At 72.3% G+C, this 12,654-nt stretch carries 13 protein-coding genes; 4 read left to right on the top strand and 9 right to left on the bottom strand.

Going from position 1 to position 12,654, the window contains the following annotated elements:
- Positions 1 to 143: 143 nt before the first annotated feature.
- Positions 144 to 587 carry a hotdog fold thioesterase gene (locus tag HNR02_RS27595; RefSeq protein WP_179776485.1) on the bottom strand — a complete coding sequence of 148 codons (444 nt, stop codon included), beginning with the start codon at positions 585 to 587 and terminating at the stop codon, positions 144 to 146.
- Between the two features lie 85 nt (positions 588 to 672).
- Here HNR02_RS27595 and polA point away from each other — a divergent pair, with 85 nt between their 5' ends.
- From polA to HNR02_RS27575, 4 genes are all read left to right on the top strand, one after another.
- Complete coding sequence (gene polA, locus HNR02_RS27590; RefSeq protein ID WP_179776484.1) at positions 673 to 3,408, top strand: DNA polymerase I; 2,736 nt, start codon at positions 673 to 675, stop codon at positions 3,406 to 3,408.
- 4 nt (positions 3,409 to 3,412) lie between these two features.
- Positions 3,413 to 3,853, top strand: a complete 441-nt coding sequence (locus tag HNR02_RS27585; RefSeq protein ID WP_179776483.1) for a helix-turn-helix domain-containing protein — start codon at positions 3,413 to 3,415, stop codon at positions 3,851 to 3,853.
- A 31-nt stretch (positions 3,854 to 3,884) separates the two neighbouring features.
- Positions 3,885 to 4,316, top strand: a complete 432-nt coding sequence (locus HNR02_RS27580; RefSeq protein ID WP_179776482.1) for a VOC family protein — start codon at positions 3,885 to 3,887, stop codon at positions 4,314 to 4,316.
- An 87-nt stretch (positions 4,317 to 4,403) separates the two neighbouring features.
- The gene (locus HNR02_RS27575) at positions 4,404 to 5,012 is read left to right on the top strand and encodes a Rossmann-fold NAD(P)-binding domain-containing protein (RefSeq protein ID WP_246339293.1); all 609 of its coding nucleotides are present in this window, start codon (positions 4,404 to 4,406) and stop codon (positions 5,010 to 5,012) included.
- Positions 5,013 to 5,211: 199 nt separating this feature from the next.
- Here the strand turns inward: HNR02_RS27575 and HNR02_RS27570 are convergent, their stop codons facing one another.
- From HNR02_RS27570 to HNR02_RS27535, 8 genes are all read right to left on the bottom strand, one after another.
- Entirely contained in the window at positions 5,212 to 6,423 is a 1,212-nt protein-coding gene (locus tag HNR02_RS27570; protein WP_179776481.1) for an RNA polymerase sigma factor, read from the bottom strand.
- Positions 6,420 to 6,755, bottom strand: coding sequence for a YciI family protein (locus HNR02_RS27565; protein WP_179776480.1), 336 nt, complete (start codon positions 6,753 to 6,755; stop codon positions 6,420 to 6,422). The genes HNR02_RS27570 and HNR02_RS27565 overlap by 4 nt, the downstream gene beginning before the upstream one ends.
- Before the next feature lie 13 nt (positions 6,756 to 6,768).
- Complete coding sequence (locus HNR02_RS27560; RefSeq protein WP_179776479.1) at positions 6,769 to 7,389, bottom strand: dihydrofolate reductase family protein; 621 nt, start codon at positions 7,387 to 7,389, stop codon at positions 6,769 to 6,771.
- Between the two features lie 85 nt (positions 7,390 to 7,474).
- On the bottom strand, positions 7,475 to 8,059 hold the full coding sequence (locus HNR02_RS27555) for a TetR/AcrR family transcriptional regulator (RefSeq protein WP_179776478.1): 585 nt from the start codon (positions 8,057 to 8,059) through the stop codon (positions 7,475 to 7,477).
- The gene (locus tag HNR02_RS27550; RefSeq protein WP_179776477.1) at positions 8,056 to 9,936 is read right to left on the bottom strand and encodes a YhgE/Pip domain-containing protein; all 1,881 of its coding nucleotides are present in this window, start codon (positions 9,934 to 9,936) and stop codon (positions 8,056 to 8,058) included. Before HNR02_RS27550 ends, HNR02_RS27555 begins: the two co-directional genes overlap by 4 nt.
- Positions 9,933 to 10,577 (bottom strand): ATP-binding cassette domain-containing protein, encoded by a 645-nt coding sequence (locus HNR02_RS27545; protein ID WP_179776476.1) that lies wholly within the window; start codon positions 10,575 to 10,577, stop codon positions 9,933 to 9,935. Before HNR02_RS27545 ends, HNR02_RS27550 begins: the two co-directional genes overlap by 4 nt.
- 74 nt (positions 10,578 to 10,651) lie before the next feature.
- Positions 10,652 to 11,575, bottom strand: coding sequence for a GNAT family N-acetyltransferase (locus HNR02_RS27540; protein ID WP_179776475.1), 924 nt, complete (start codon positions 11,573 to 11,575; stop codon positions 10,652 to 10,654).
- Entirely contained in the window at positions 11,566 to 12,414 is an 849-nt protein-coding gene (locus tag HNR02_RS27535; RefSeq protein WP_179777886.1) for a class I SAM-dependent methyltransferase, read from the bottom strand. The genes HNR02_RS27540 and HNR02_RS27535 overlap by 10 nt, the downstream gene beginning before the upstream one ends.
- Positions 12,415 to 12,654 lie beyond the last annotated feature (240 nt).

Here is a 12,654-nt window from a genome sequence, read left to right as displayed (position 1 = left end):
CCCGCCGGAGGTTTCGCCGCAAGCAGCCCCGCGTAGCGGCAACCCGGCCGGCATCCCCGTTCCGCGACTTCGGTGCAGGACCTGGAACGGACAGGGCCCCGGCGCGATCACTTCGGTCGCGCCGAGGCCCTTTTCGCGTGGGGTCAGCGGGCGCCGGGGGCGGCGTCGCGGACCAGGCAGCTCAGGCGCGCGGTGCAGGTCCGGCGGCCCTGGGCGTCGGTCAGCACGATTTCGGCGGTGATGGTGCCGCGTCCCACGTGCAGCGGCGTCGCCACGCCCGTGACCAGGCCCTCTCGCGCCGCGCGGTGGTGGGTGCAGGACAGTTCGAACCCGAGCGCGGCCTTGTCCGCGCCGGCGTTGAGCGCGGCCACCGTGGAGCCCAGCGCCTCGGCCAGCACCGCGTTGGCGCCGCCGTGCAGCAGGCCGTAGGGCTGCAGGTTGCCCTCGACCGGCATCGTCCCGACCACCCGCTCCGCCGTGAGTTCGACGAACTCGATGCCCAGCTTGGCGTTGAGCTGCTGCTCCGCGACGCGCGGGTCGATGCCCGCGAGCTGCTCGCGGATGGCTTCGGTGAGGTTCTCGGACAACGCGGGTGACTCCTCGGTGAGACGGCGGCGGGGCGGGTCGACCGCTCGCGCGGTTCTGTCGGTGGCCCACCCTAGACTCGCACCCGTGAGCCCCAGTCAGAACCAGCCAGTAGCCAACGCCACAGCCACCGCGCCCGCCGAAGGACGGCCGCGGCTGTTGCTGATCGACGGTCATTCGATGGCCTACCGCGCCTTCTTCGCCGTCCCGGCGGACCGGTTCAAGACCTCGACCGGCCAGGTCACCAACGCGGTGTTCGGGTTCACCTCGATGCTGATCAACCTGCTGCGCGACGAGCAGCCCACCCACCTCGCGGTGGCGTTCGACGTGTCACGCAAGACGTTCCGCTCGGAGACCTTCGCCGACTACAAGGCCACGCGCACCACCACGCCGGACGAGTTCAAGGGCCAGGTCGACCTGGTCAAGGACGTGCTCGGGGTGCTCGGCATCCCGGTGCTGACCAAGGACAACTACGAGGCCGACGACATCATCGCCACGCTCACCACGCAGGCGACGGCGGGGGAATACCAGGTCCTGATCTGCACCGGCGACCGGGACGCGCTGCAGCTGGTGTCCGACGCGGTGACGGTGCTCTACCCGCGCAAGGGCGTGTCCGACCTGGTTCGGTACGACCCGGCGGGTGTGTCGGACAAATACGGGCTCACCCCGTCGCAGTACCCGGACTTCGCGGCGCTGCGCGGCGACCCGTCGGACAACCTGCCCGGCATCCCGGGCGTGGGGGAGAAGACCGCGACCAAGTGGATCCAGCAGTTCGGATCGCTGAACGAGCTGATCGACCGCGTCGACGAGGTCAAGGGCAAGGTCGGTGACGCGCTGCGGGCCCACCTGGATTCGGTGATGCTCAACCGGCAGCTCACCGAGCTGGTGCGGGACGTGCCGCTGGAGGCGGTGCCGGACGACCTCGCGCTCAAGCCGTGGGACCGCGACGCGGTGCACCGCCTCTTCGACGATCTGGAGTTCCGGGTCCTGCGCGACCGGCTGTTCGCCACGCTGTCCAGCGCGGAGCCCGAGGCCGAGTCCGGGTTCGAGGTCCGGGGTGCCGCGGTGCCTGCCGGTGGCCTCGCGGCGTGGCTGTCGCGGCACGCCAAGGCGGGACAGACGGTCGGCCTGGCGTTTCGCACCACCGGGTCCTCGGTGCGGTCGGACATCCAGTCGATCACGATGGCCGCCCCGGGCGGCGAGGCCGGGTACGTCGACGTGACCACCTTGGACGAGGCGGACGAGCAGGCGCTGACGGCGTGGCTGGCCGATCCGGAGATCGGCAAGGCGGGCCACGCGCTGAAAGTGCCGCTGCACGCGTTGCGGGCGCGTGGCTGGACGCTGGCGGGGCTGCGCCTGGACACCGAGCTGGCCGCCTACCTGGTGCGGCCGGGGCAGCGATCGTTCGAGCTGGATGATCTGGTGCTGCGGTACCTGCAGCGCGAGCTGCGCAACGACAACGACGCCGACGACGGGCAGCTGTCCCTGCTCGACGGCGACAACGGCGACGAGAAGCTGGTGCAGGGCGAGCTGGTGCGCGCCAGCGCGGTGGCCGAGCTCGCCGGGGCGCTGGGCGAGGAGCTGGACAAGATCAGCGGCACCACGCTCCTCGGCGAGATCGAGCTGCCGTTGCTGCAGGTCATCGCCGAGGTCGAGGCCGCGGGCGTGGCGGTCGACATCGAGCAGCTCACCGCGCTGGAGGCGCACTACGGCGCCCGTGTCAAGCAGGCCGCCGAAGCCGCCTACGGCGTCATCGGCAAGCAGGTCAACCTCGGTTCGCCCAAACAGCTGCAGGTCGTGCTGTTCGACGAGCTGGGCATGCCGAAAACCAAGCGCACGAAGACCGGCTACACCACCGACGCCGAGGCGCTGCAGACGCTGTTCGAGAAGACCGAGCACCCGTTTCTGCAGCACCTGCTGGAGCACCGGGACGCCACCCGGCTCAAGAGCACGGTCGAGGGCCTGCTCAAGTCGGTCGCCGACGACGGCCGGATCCACACCACGCTGCACCAGACGATCGCGGCCACCGGCCGTCTGTCCTCTGTGGACCCGAACCTGCAGAACATCCCGATCCGCACCGAGGAGGGCCGCCGCATCCGCGACGCCTTCGTCGTCGGCGACGGGTACGCGGAGCTGCTCACCGCGGACTACAGCCAGATCGAGATGCGGATCATGGCGCACCTGTCGGAGGACGCCGCGCTGATCGAGGCGTTCCAGTCCGGTTTCGACTTCCACGCCGCCACCGCGGCGCGGGTGTTCTCCGTCGATCCGGCCGACGTCACGCCGCCGCAGCGGGCGAAGATCAAGGCGATGAACTACGGCCTCGCCTACGGGCTGTCGGCCTACGGTCTGTCGCAGCAGCTGCGGATCTCCACCGAGGAGGCGCGCGGGCTGATGGACGAGTACTTCGCCCGGTTCGGCGGCGTGCGCGACTACCTGCAGAGCGTCGTGATCGAGGCCGGGAAGGTCGGCTACACCGAGACGATCTTCGGCAGGCGCCGCTACCTGCCCGACCTCAACAGCGACAACCGGCAGCGCCGCGAGATGGCCGAGCGGATGGCGCTCAACGCGCCCATCCAGGGCAGTGCCGCTGACATCATCAAGGTCGCCATGATCGGCGTGTACCGGGCGCTCGCGGAGTCCGGGCTGTCGTCGCGGGTGCTGCTGCAGGTGCACGACGAACTGGTCCTCGAGGTGAGCGAGGGGGAGCGGGACCAGGTCGAGGCGCTGGTGCGGCGCGAAATGGGCGCGGCCTACGAGCTGGCGGTGCCGCTGGAGGTCTCCGTCGGGTTCGGGCGCTCCTGGAACGAGGCGGCGCACTGACACCATGAGCGACAGGGCGGCGGTGGTGGCGCAGGTCCGCCGCGCCAAGGACTGGATGGACGCGCACTACGCCGAGCCGCTCGACGTGGACGCGCTCGCCGCCGTCGCCTGCTGTTCGCGCTACCACTTCACCCGCTCGTTCGCCGCCGCGTACGGGGAGAGCCCGAAGGCATACCTGACGCGGCGGCGCATCGAGCGGGCGCAGGACCTGCTGCGCTCGGCGAACCTGACGGTCACCGAGGTGTGCCTGGCCGTCGGGTTTACCAGCCTGGGCACGTTCAGCCGCCGCTTCGCCGAGATCACCGGCGAGTCACCCAGCCGCTACCGCGCGCGGATGCGTTCCGAAGGCCCACCGCCGGTGCCGGGCTGCTACCTGATGATGTGGACGCGGCCCTCGCCGGAAACCGCACGATCGGAGAAGCCGGGGGACGCCGCCGGCCCGTAGCGTCCCGGCCATCGACCACAGGAGGTTCGCGATGATCACGGGACTGTCCCACTCCAGCGTCTACGTGCTGGACCAGGATTCGGCGAAGGCGTTCTACACCGAGAAGCTGGGTTTCGAGCTGCGGCAGGATCTGCGGCTGGGTGACTTCCGCTGGCTCACCGTGGGCCCGCCCGGGCAGCCCGGCCTCGACTTCATCCTCATGAAGCCGGGGCCGCCGCAGCACGACGCGGAGACCGAGAAGCAGATCCGGGAGCTGGTGGCCAAGGGCGCGCTCGGCGGGGGCGTGTGGCAGACCCGCGACTGTCGCGAGGCACACGCCGAACTGTCCGCGCGCGGCGTCACCTTCCTGCAGGAGCCTGCCGAGCGGCCGTACGGGGTGGAGGCGGTGTTCCGCGACGATTCGGGGAACTGGTTCAGCCTCACGCAGCGTCACGAGTTCGACCCCGGTAAGGACTGGGCGTGACGGTTCCCGGCTCCGGTGGGCCGATCCGGGCGAAAAGGACACGTTGAGAGCACTGCCGTGCCCGGAACCGGCAGGTAGCGTGAGGTCATGGCTGGCAGGAAGGCACTGATCCTGGCGGGTACGGGAATGCTGGCCGGGATCGCGGAGAACCTGACGCGGGAGGGCTGGCACGTGGTGCTGCCGTGCCGCCGGTACCACCCGCTGGACACCGAGGTGCGGCCGGGCGCGGCGGCATTGCGCTCGCTGCGGCGGCCCGGGCACCGGCCCTACCGCGGGGGCCCCGGCCGCGCGCGGCCGGACGGGAAGGCGACCTGGGTCGAGGCGCACTGGGACCGGCCGCGGGAACTGGCGGCGAAGGCGGAGGCGGCGCTGCGCGGGCAGGCGGACCTGCTGGTGGCGTGGATCCACGAGGAGTACCGGCGCTCGGTGATGGGTGCGGTCGAAGGGCTGCTCGCCCACGGGGCGCCGGTGGTGGAGGTGCGCAACGCCTTCGGCGGCGTCGACCTGCCGGACCCGCTGCTGCCGTCGCACCCGACGCAGGTGGTGCAACTGGGCACGGTGTCGGCCCACGATGCGCACCGTTGCCTGGCCCAGGCCGAGATCGGCGAGGGGGTGTCGGACGCGGTGCGCCGGGCGATCGAGGGGCATCCGACGTCCACGCATCAGGTGGGACAGCTGCGGCCGCTGGTCCGGTAGACACGCCACGGTCGGGCAGCCGCGACCGTTGAACCGGCAGGCGAGTCGTGGGGCGGTCCGCCGCGGCGGAAGGGACCCCCGCCTCGCGCCCTGCCGGAGCGGACAGCGGCGGCCCTGGGTGCGATAGGGGCGCTGCGCTCGCCGCGGCCCCGACGGAGGACGCCATGCTGGGGGCCGGTAGCCGCCGCTGCACTCGGCGCTACCGACGTACCTCGGTGAGACGGCCGGTGAGGAACGTGCGCTCGGCCTCGTTGTCCGTCAACCGCAGCGCTTCCTCGTAGGCGGTCGCGGCCTCGGCGAAGCGTTCCAGTCGTCGCAGCAGATCGGCCTTGATGGCGGGCAGGTAGCGGTACCCGGACAGGCGCGGGTCGTCTTCCAGGGCCGTCACCGCGGTCAGCGCGGTGGCCGGGCCGTCCACCATCGCCACCGCGACCGCCCGGTTCAGCGCGACCACCGGCGACGGCCACACCTTCGCCAGCTCGTCGTAGAGCAGCAGGATCTGCGGCCAGTCCGTCTCCTCGTACGCGGGTGCGCTCGCGTGGAGCATCGCGATCGCCGCCTGCAGCGTGAACCGTCCGGGACGGCCGCCCCGCAGTGCGGACACCACCAGTGAGTCCGCCTCGGCGATCGACTCCGCGTCCCACCGGGAACGGTCCTGTTCGGACAGGAGCAGCAGCCGCCCGGCCTCGTCCGTGCGGGTCGCGCGGCGGGCATGTCCGGCCAGCATCAGCGCCAGCAGCCCCCGTGCCTCGCGTTCGCCCGGCAGCAGCGTGACCAGCAACCGCGCCAGCTCGATCGCCCGCTCCGCGCACGAAACCCGCGTCAACGCGGTCCCGGACGGCGCGGTGTGACCCGTCGTGAACAGCAGGTGGATCGTCGTCAGGACGGCGTCGAGCCGGGCGGGCAGTTCGGCGGGCGAGGGCATCCGGAACGGGATCCCCGCGGCGCTGATCTTCTTTTTCGCCCGCGTGATCCGCGCGGCCATCGTCGGTTCGGTGACCAGGAACGCCGCCGCCACATCCGGTGTCGGCACCCCGCCCACGACCCGCAATGTCAGCGCGACCTGCGCTTCCGGCGACAGCGCGGGGTGGCAGCACAGGAACACCAGCCGCAGCGGGTCTTCGGGCGGCACGGGGCCGGGCGCGGGCTCGATGAGCAGCGGCAGCTTCGCCCGCAGGGTGGCCGCGCGCCGCAGGACGTCCAGCGCGTTGTGCCGCGCCGCCGTGGTGAGCCACGCGGCCGGACGGTCCGGGATTCCGTCGCGGCCCCAGGCGGCGAGCGCGGCGGCGTAGGCGTCCTGGACGCATTCCTCCGCCAGATCGAGATCGCGCGTGACGCGCACCGTCGCGGCGAGCACCCTGGCCCACTCGTGCCGGTGCGCGTCGTCGATCGCCTGCCGGACCGTGGTCACATCTCGAGCAGCGGCCGCACCTCGACCGCGCCGTCCATGATCGGCAGCAGCTTCCCGATCTCGACCGCCTGCTCCAGCCCGGTCGTCTCGACCACGAAGAACCCGGCGATCACCTCCTTGCTCTCCAGGAAGGGACCGTCGGTGACCGCGCCGCCCTGATGGATCGTGCGGGCCTGGGCCACCGGCTGCAGCCCCTGCTCGTGCACCACCCGCGCGCCCATGGCCTCGATCTTCGGGCCGACGGCGAGGTTGGCCTCCATGACCTCCGGCGGGATGTCGGCCGGCCCGTTCGGGGTTTCCTTCTCATAGATCAGGATCGCGTACTGCGGCATCAGCGTCTCCCGCTCACCAGTTGCCCGTTTCCGGGCCCATCGCACCATATTCGAGCTTGCCCGCGCGGGTGTACCGGTGCAGCAGCCCGCCGCGCGGCAGCCGCTCGGTGTGGGTCAGCTCCAGCCCGCCCGCGGCCGTCCCGTCGCCGAACAGCCGCTTGCCGGGCCCGGTCAGCACCGGGAACACCAGCAGCTGGAACTCGTCGGCCAGATCGTGGGCGAGCAGCGTCTGGATCAGCCCGCTGCTGCCGTGGACCTGGATGTCGCCGCCGTCGCCACGCTTGAGCTCCGCGACGGTTTCGGCGGCCTTGCCCCGCAGCAGTGTGGTGTTCCGCCACCCGACGGCCCCCAGCGTCCGCGAGGCCACGTACTTGGGCAGGCCGTTCATCAGGTCGCCGTGCGGGTCGTCGGCCAGCGGCCAGGTCGCCGCGAACTCCTCGTAGGTCCGGCGCCCGAGCAGCAGCGCGCCTGCCCCGCGGGTGAACTCGGACATCACCTCCAGGACCCGCTCGCCGACGAACGGCACCGCCCAGCCGCCGTGGCCGAAACCGCCGTCGCGGTCCTCGTCGGGCCCGCCGGGCGCCTGCATGACGCCATCGGCCGAGATGAACGCCGTGACCACCAGTTTCCGCATGTCGCTTCCCTCCGTTCCGGGTGCCGCGCCGGCACCCACGCCCCTACGGCGAACGGGCGGAAGCGGAATCGACAACCGGCGCGCCTCAGTTTCCGCGCGCGACCCCGCGGACGAGGAGCATGATGCCGTCGCGCACTTCGGCGCGCGTGCGCTGCGGCTGGAACACCTGCCAGTCCAGCGCGACCACCAGCAGGGTGCCGAACAGGCCGGCCGCGGCCGTGGGCACCTCCACACCCTCGGGCAGGCGCCCGGCGTCGGCGACCCGTTGCAGCTGCTCCTTGACGATCGAGATGATGTCCTCGCGTAGTAGCGACAGGGTTTCCTGCCACTGGCCCGGCGTCCGCCACAGCTCGCTGACCAGGATCTGCGAAAAGCCGCGGTACTCGGCGATGAACGCCAGCCCGGTGTCCACCAGCGACTCCAGCGCTGTCACCGGGTCGGGCTCGCCGGTGTGCTCGCGCAGCCGCCCGGCGAGCTGGCCGACGCCGTAGCGCAGCAGCGCGTCGATCAGCCCGTCCTTGCTGCCGAAGTTGTAGTAGACCGTGCCCTTGGCGACCCCGGCCTCGGCCGCGATCTCGTCGACCGTGAGCCCGGCCAGGCCCTTCGCCGTCGCGAGCCGGAGCGTGGCTTCGAAGAGCTTCTGCTTGGTGTTCTCCCCGCGCGGGCTCACAGGCTCAGCTCCGGTTGCAGCTTCGACACCGTCCACACGCGTTGCCTGCGCGCGGCCAGCGCCGACAACGCGAGCGCCCCCACCAGGTAGGCGACGAGGACACCGACGTCGAGCAGGTTCTGCAGGGAAGCCCCGGTGTAGAGGAGGTGGCGCAGCCCGTCGACGACGTAGCCCATCGGCAGCACGACGTGCAGCGGGTACAGCGCGTCGGGCAGCGTCTGCCACGGGAACGTGCCGCCCGCGCTGACGAGTTGCAGCACCAGCAGGACCAGCCCGAGGAACTTGCCGACCGCGCCGAAGAACGCGTTGAGCGCGTGCACGATCGCGGTGAACGTCAGCGACGCCAGCACCGTGAACGCCAGCGCCCCCAGCGGATGCGCGACGTGGATGCCGACGAACCAGGTGACCGCGGCGAACAGCACCACGACCTGCGCGATCCCGAGCAGCGCCGAGGGCAGCCACCCGCCGAGCGCGATCCGCAGCGGCGCGGTGCCCGCCGCGATCGCCCGCGACGACAGCGGCCGGATCAGCAGGAACAACACGAACGCGCCGATCCACGTGGCCAGTGCGAGGAAGAACGGGGCGAGTCCGGCGCCGTAGGTCCCGGCCGAGGCGACGCCGACCGAGTTCACGGTGACCGGGTCGGCGATGGTGTCGGCCGTCGCGGTGCGGGTCGGATCGTCGGGGTTGGGGATCTGCCGCAGCCCGTCGTTCAGGCCGTCGCGCAGCTGAGCGGCGCCGTCCGCCAGTTCCTGGGTGCCCGACAGCGCGGTCTTCTCGCCGTCGTCGAGCTGGGACGCGCCGGTGGACAGTGTGTTCGCGCCGTCGGCGGCCTGGGCGATCCCGCCTGCCAGTGCCGGTGCCGAGTTCGCGAGCGTGTTCGCGCCCGCGGCGACCTGGCTGGCGCCGTCGGCGAGCTGGTTCAGCTGCCCGGACGTCTGCTGGATCTCGGCGTTGGCCTGGTCGACCGGCGCCCGAAGGTCGCCGAGCACACCCTGGACGCGCTGGATGTCGGCCTCGGACAGCCCGGCCGAGCGCAGCCGGTCGGTGAGCTGCCCGTTCACGTCATCCAGGCTACTGACCAGATCCGCCGCACCGGAGGCCACGACGGACCCGGCCGCGGCGATCCGGCTGTTGCCGTCGGCCACCTGCTGTGCGCCGTCGGCCAGTTGCCGCGTGCTCTGCGGCAGCGTCGCGGTGCTCGACTTCAGCGTGGACAGACCGCCGGAGAGCTGGGCGCTGCCGGCGGCCAGCTGCTGGGCGCCGTCGGCGAGTTGGCGCTGCCCGGTGAGCAGGCGGCCGGATCCGTCGGCGAGCCGGGTGGCGCCGTCCACGGCCTGCTGGGTCTGCTGGTAGATCGTGGAAAAGCCCATCAGGAACCGGTTCGCGGCCTCGCTGCCGACCTTTTCCGCGATCGTGCCGCGGATCTGCTCGGCCACCTGGTTGGCGATGGTGTGGGAGAGGTAGTTGTTCGCGTCGTTGGTGGTCAGCCGGATCGTCGCCCGTTGCGGATCGAGGTTGCCGCTGGACAGCAGCGCCGCGGAGAAGTCGCGCGGGATGGTGATGGTGAAGGAGTAGCGGTCGTCGCGCACCCCGGCGCCGGCTTCGGCGGCGGAGACCTCGTGCCATTGGAAGGTGCCCGAGCCGACGACCGAGGAGGTGACCTCGTCGCCCACGTTGCGGTCGGCGGTGCCGGTGTCCTCGTTGACGATCGCCGCGGGCAGTTTGCCGAGCCGTCCGTAGGGGTCGAAGTTGGCGTAGAGGTAGAACGAGGCGTAGAGCAGCGGGACGAGGACGAGTGCCGCCACGGCGAGCCTGGGCAGCCTGCCGGAGGTCAGGCGGCGCAGCTCGCCGGCGGCCAGGCGCAAGCCGGTCACTGCGGATCTCCTTCCGGGACAACGGTTTCGGGTTGCCCGATGCGCACCGGGGGAGCGGGCAGCACCTCGGGCGGCGCGGTGGCGGTCAGCACGACGACGGCGAACCCGCGGCCCGCGTACTCCTTGGCGAGACCGGCCCAGCTGTCCACGTCGCTGGTGTGCCGGTCGGGGGTGTCGAGCACGAGCAGCCCTACCCCCGGGCGGGCCGCGGCGAGCGCGGTGAGCAGGCGGGTGCGCTCGGCGGGGGACAGGTGCTCGAACCGGACCCCGGCGCGGCCGGCCAGGTCGTGGTCATCCAGCCACCGCGCGACGGCGTCCTTGCCCGCGGGCAGTTTCCCGATCGAGCACTCCTCGGCGACCACCATCCGCACCGGCAGCGACTCTTCGGGCGCGGTGATCCCCGGCGCGTCCACCACGGCGCTCACGGCGCGCAGCTTCGCGGCACCGGTCTTGCCGTCGACGGTCACGAGGCCGGTGGCGGGCTTCATCCGCCCGGTGAGCGCGAGGCCGAACGCGGTGATCCCGGCACCGGGTTCGCCGTGCACGAAGGCCAGCTCGCCCTCGTCGACGGTGAGCGACGTCGGCGGCAGCACGGTGCCGTGCGGCCCATCGACGGTGACCCGGTCGGCGTGCACGCGCACGGGGCCCTCCTCTTTTGAACTGACTAGTCAGTTCAAAAGATACGACTGTCCGTCGGGAGCGGCAACTCGAGGGGTCACCGCAGTGCCGAGGCGGGCCGCACCTCCCAGTACGACCACAGCGGCCGGTAGCCCTGGCGCGGCCAGAACACCGAGGACAGCGGATTGGCCGGGTTGAAGTAGAGGTAGGTCGCGCGAGCGCCGCGTTCGTGGAACTCGCGGTGCACCCGCGACATCAGCGCCCGCCCGATGCCCTCACCCCGTGCGTGCTCACCGGTGGCGACGTTGTTGACGTAGCCCCACTGGCCCACCGGCAGCAACTCGGCCGCCCAGGACCCGGGTGCCGATTCGATCCAGCCGCAGTCGGCCAGCGCGACCGCGACCCCGTCCCGTTCGGCGAGCCAGATCGGCGCCTCCGCCGCGAGAGCGCGCTCCAGGCGCGGGGCGATCAGCGCCTCCGTGCCCGGCCGCCACGGCCCGGCGACCAGGGCCGAGTAGCGGAACGTGGCCAGCGACAGGGCCATCACCTCCTCCAGGTCCTCCGGCCCCGCCCGGCGGATGGTGACGCCGGGCGGTGGCGGATGATCCTCCGGCGGGCTCGTGCGCACCGCGAGCACGGACAGCGGCACCAGACCGTGGTCGAGGAACGCGCGGACCGCCTCGGCGTCGCGGCTCGGCCAGGTCACCGTGCACGCCGAATCCGGGCCCGGCGATTCGCGGTCCATGCGGTGACGCCACGCCCGCAGCAGCGCATCCATGCCCGCCGTGCCGGTGCCGCCCGTGCAGGGGAACAACTGCCAGGTGTGGACGGCGGACCAGAGCAGGTCGAACGCGCCCAGCACGTGCCGCTCGACCTGGAGCACCGCGGTGACCCTGGTGCCATCCGCGGTGGCCGCGTCGAGCACCTCGCCCTCCGGTGGCGGCGCGGCCGGCGGCAGCAGCGGGTCCAGCGCGGCGAAGCGGGCGCGCTGCGCGGACAGCAGCGCGGCGCTCACGGACACGCTCGTGCCCGGAAGATCGCGGTGCCGGGGAAGAGCTTGCCGCGCACCGGGCTCCACTGCCCCCACACGCGGGTGTGCCCGGCCGGCCACTCCGGCTCCAGCAGGTCCTCCAGGGCGAAGCCGGTCGCCGCCAGCGCCCGCACGTAGTCGCCCACGGTGCGGTGGTACTCCACGTAGGTGGCGCGGCCGTCGGCGTCGACCTCGACGTAGGGCGTCCGGTCGAAGTAGGGCTGGCTCGCCGTCAGTCCGGCGGGTCCCGGATCGTCGGGGAAGATCCACCGCATCGGGTGGGTCACGGCGAACACCCAGGGCGCGCCGGGCCGCAGCACGCGGCGCACCTCGGCGAACACCGCCTCGACCGAGGCGACGAACGGCAGCGCGCCGAACGCCGAACACGCGGCGTCCATGCTCCCGTCGGCGAGCGGGAGCGCGTCGGCCGTGGCCTGGAGCAGCGGAACGTCGATGCCGGTGCGGGCCGCGCCCGCGCGCGCGTGCCGGAGCATCCCGGCGGACAGGTCGAGGCCGACCGGCCGCGCGCCCGCCGCCGCGAGCCAGCGCGAGCAGGCCGCCTGACCGCAGCCGATCTCGGCCACGCGCCGCCCGCGGACGTCCCCGAGCAGGCGCGCGTCGGCCTCCCGCACGCCCTCCGGGCACCACACGAAGTCCGCGTCGCCGAGGAACTCGCCGTGGGCGGCCTGGTAGTCGTCGGCGTCGGCGTCCCACCAGGCCAGATTCGCCCGCGTGGCCTCGCGCGCGCCGACGCTGCGGTGGGCGACGCCGACCGTGCCCAGCCGTTGCTCCGCCCTCGTGTGCCGGTCCTGTTCGTCGTCGCGGTCCACCGTCGTCACCCCGGTATTCTCACCGCTGGATTGGCGCGCGTCCGGGCGGGCGACCCTGTTTGTGCGGTACGAGGGCGGCCGCGTACGATATCTCTAGCGCAGTGGGTTCGCGCTACCTTCCACTCGGCAGAGCTGGGCCGGGTTCCGGGTCGCGCACCGTCGGCGGTGATGCTCCGCGGCCGTTCCGTTGTGAACGTTTGCTCGATTGTTGCCGTCGCACGCTCGCCGCGCACGCACACT

Source organism: Amycolatopsis endophytica (genome assembly GCF_013410405.1).
GTDB lineage: Bacteria > Actinomycetota > Actinomycetes > Mycobacteriales > Pseudonocardiaceae > Amycolatopsis_E > Amycolatopsis_E endophytica.
The sequence above is the reverse complement of the archived record's forward strand: the minus strand, read 5'-3'. Positions and strand labels throughout refer to the sequence as shown.

Coding starts and splice junctions, on each gene's coding strand:
- HNR02_RS27585 (WP_179776483.1), top strand. CDS start 3,413: ATGAGCGACAGGGCGGCGGTGGTGGCGCAGGTCCGCCGCGCCAAGGAC.
- HNR02_RS27580 (WP_179776482.1), top strand. CDS start 3,885: ATGATCACGGGACTGTCCCACTCCAGCGTCTACGTGCTGGACCAGGAT.
- HNR02_RS27575 (WP_246339293.1), top strand. CDS start 4,404: ATGGCTGGCAGGAAGGCACTGATCCTGGCGGGTACGGGAATGCTGGCC.
- HNR02_RS27565 (WP_179776480.1), bottom strand. CDS start 6,755: ATGCCGCAGTACGCGATCCTGATCTATGAGAAGGAAACCCCGAACGGG.
- HNR02_RS27560 (WP_179776479.1), bottom strand. CDS start 7,389: ATGCGGAAACTGGTGGTCACGGCGTTCATCTCGGCCGATGGCGTCATG.